The sequence below is a fragment of the Oleiphilus sp. HI0132 genome (genome assembly GCF_001635845.1).
In genome coordinates, this window is the sequence record NZ_LWGJ01001377.1 from 1 (window position 1) to 2,492 (window position 2,492).

General features: G+C 44.2%; 4 protein-coding genes. 3 read left to right on the forward strand and 1 reads right to left on the reverse strand.

The genetic code is table 11. The features are described 5' to 3' along the window. Positions 1–368, reverse strand: a 368-nt coding sequence (locus tag A3766_RS21190; RefSeq protein WP_197479665.1) for a LysR family transcriptional regulator, incomplete at its 3' end; no start/stop codon positions are given. Between the two features lie 133 nt (positions 369–501). Between A3766_RS21190 and A3766_RS21195 the strand changes: the two genes are divergently transcribed. The 3 genes from A3766_RS21195 to A3766_RS21205 form a co-directional block, all read left to right on the forward strand. Next, positions 502–939 carry a thioesterase family protein gene (locus A3766_RS21195; RefSeq protein WP_068516029.1) on the forward strand — a complete coding sequence of 146 codons (438 nt, stop codon included), beginning with the start codon at positions 502–504 and terminating at the stop codon, positions 937–939. Positions 940–1,229: 290 nt separating this feature from the next. Then, complete coding sequence (locus tag A3766_RS21200; RefSeq protein WP_068516032.1) at positions 1,230–2,045, forward strand: SDR family NAD(P)-dependent oxidoreductase; 816 nt, start codon at positions 1,230–1,232, stop codon at positions 2,043–2,045. Positions 2,046–2,058: 13 nt separating this feature from the next. Then, on the forward strand, positions 2,059–2,492 hold a 434-nt coding region (locus A3766_RS21205), incomplete at its 3' end, for an NAD(P)-dependent oxidoreductase (protein ID WP_156509020.1).

Consider the following 2,492-nt stretch of genomic DNA (forward strand, 5'->3'; position numbering starts at 1 on the left):
TCTTGCAATAGCGGAACTAATTTTGGTAATAGGTTATTAGTGCCATAGTCGGTCGTTGCAAGTCTTAAGGTACCTTCGTAATCTTTAGGGCTGAACTCGATAGGGTCAAGTAAAACACTGATTTGCTCGAGTGCCTGATTCACTAAGGGAAGCAGTTGTTCAGCGTTCTTAGTCAGTAATAAACCTTTTCCAGAGCGCACAAGTAATGGGTCTTGAAAGGCTTCTCTTAGTTTACCCAAGGTTCGGCTAACTGCTGATTGTGTGAGGTTTAATTGTTCTGCCGCCCGTGTGACATGCTTTGTTTCCAGCAACAGTTTTAATACTACAAGGCTATTCAGATCGAACTGGCGAAGTGTGACTAGATTCATGAGCAAGGCTAACCCACAGCTATTGGTATGATTTAAAATCATAGCATACATAATAATAATGAATTGTATTTATGTGTTCTCTGCCTGCATACTGAACTCGAATTTTTTGATCGCTCGTTGTAAAGAGGTCGTTATGAGCAAGCAAACTGAAGCGTTATATGAAAAGACTATTGAAGTGCGATGGGCTGACTGTGATGCGAATCAGCATATGAGGCATTCTGCTTATTCTGATCTGTGTGCGCATACTCGAGTTGCGTTTCTTAATGAGATCGGTATGACGGCGAAGTGGTTTAAGCAACATAATGTAGGCCCCGTTCTTTTTAAGGAAGAGACTGAGTACAAAGCCGAAGTTAATATAGGTGATGAGTTGCGCGTAACAGTGGAGCCAGGTGAGCCAACTGGTTTTACCAAAACTGTGCAGATGCTACAAAATATCTATAAGGCCAATGGTGAACTATCGGCAGTTCATCGTTGTGTGGTGGGCTGGATGGACCTTGAAGCGAGAAAGATAATTGAGTTGCCCGAGAAGATTAAAGAGCTGTATTTGATAGAAGCGCTAGTAGAGGTCTGATTCTTTAGTGGTGTTCTTAATCGCTCAGGTTTTGAATGTCGCTATTAGTCTCATATAGACTGTGTTGTATGGAGCGTTAGCCTGCTTTATTAGTTTCCTTAGCCCCACTTGCATGGTCTTCTTACGCGATATGGTATTTACCCAAGGCGGTAAAGTGTGCTCTAGTAATGCAAATCTACCGGCTTATGCAATAGAAGGGGACTACCCAAGATACTCTGTATCGATGAGGATGCCTTCGCGCCGGAAGCTTCGATGACTACTAAAAAACAACAATCAGAGGCAGCACACTAATGAATCAAGAAACGATTTATATCACCGGTGCAGCGAGTGGCATTGGCCAGGAAATCGCACGGCGCTACGTAAAAACGGGTGCCAACCTGGCCTTATTCGATCTAAAGTTTGATGAGCAGGCAAAATCGCTTATTGAGGATCTAAGGCATAACTCCAGTCAGGGTATTGCCTATTACGAAGCCGATGTGACAGACCTGGATGGCCTGCTTAAAGTAGTTTCAGAAGCGGCGTGTCATGTGGGATTACCAACGATAGCCTTGCATTGTGCAGGTATTAATCGCACTGGTTTATTTGAAGCTGTACCAGCTAAAGAGTTTGAGACTGTTGTGACAGTTAACCTTTTTGGTTCTCGTAACTTTGCTCAGGCGACTATTCCTTTATTGAAGAAAAACAAAGTGCCTAGCAAGTTAGCCTTGGTGGCTTCTATGGCAGGGTTGGTCGGTACTTATGCCTATACCTCTTACAATGCCTCTAAGTTTGGGGTGGTGGGTTTAGCTCAGGCCTTGCGCACCGAACTGGCGCCTGAAGGTGTAGCGGTTCAAGTGATTTGTCCGCCAGAAGTTGATACGCCGATGGTGCATGAAGAACACAAAACTATTCACCCGGTTACCTTGAAGCTAAAACTTACAGCCGGTGCACTGACCTTGGAGCATGCGATTGACGATATTATGAAAGGCTTGGAATCGAAGCGTTTTTACATCATTCCAGGCAAGCTCGCCCGGATGACCTATTGGATGAACAGACTGATTCCCGTAAAGCTAGTTAATTTCTATATTGATTCGATTGTCAGAAACGTATTGAAACAACAAAAATAATAGGCAGGCCGCAATGAAGAAAGTATTTATTACCGGCGCAAAAGGTTTTATCGCACAAAGTCTGGCGCGTTGCCTAAATAAAAAAGGTATCGAGACCTGTGGGATTGATCTAAGTGCCAATCAGGAACAAAACATCATACAAGCTGATTTATTTGAGCCAGAGAGATGGCGAGACATGCTAGCTGGTTGTGACACCCTCATTCACACGGCTGCAGTGGTCTCTAATGCTGCAACAGAAGAGGAAACCTGGCGCGTTAATGTGTTGGGTACGCAGACTGTATTAGATGAAGCGGCAAAGTGTGATAACAAAAAGCGCTTTCTGCACTTTTCCTCCGTTGCCGCGTTGGGCTTAAGTCACACCGGAGCAATGGATGAAAATACTGCCTTGAGGGCTTGCGGTCAGAAATATTCAGACTCCAAACTGGCTAGTGAACATTTGGTTCTGAA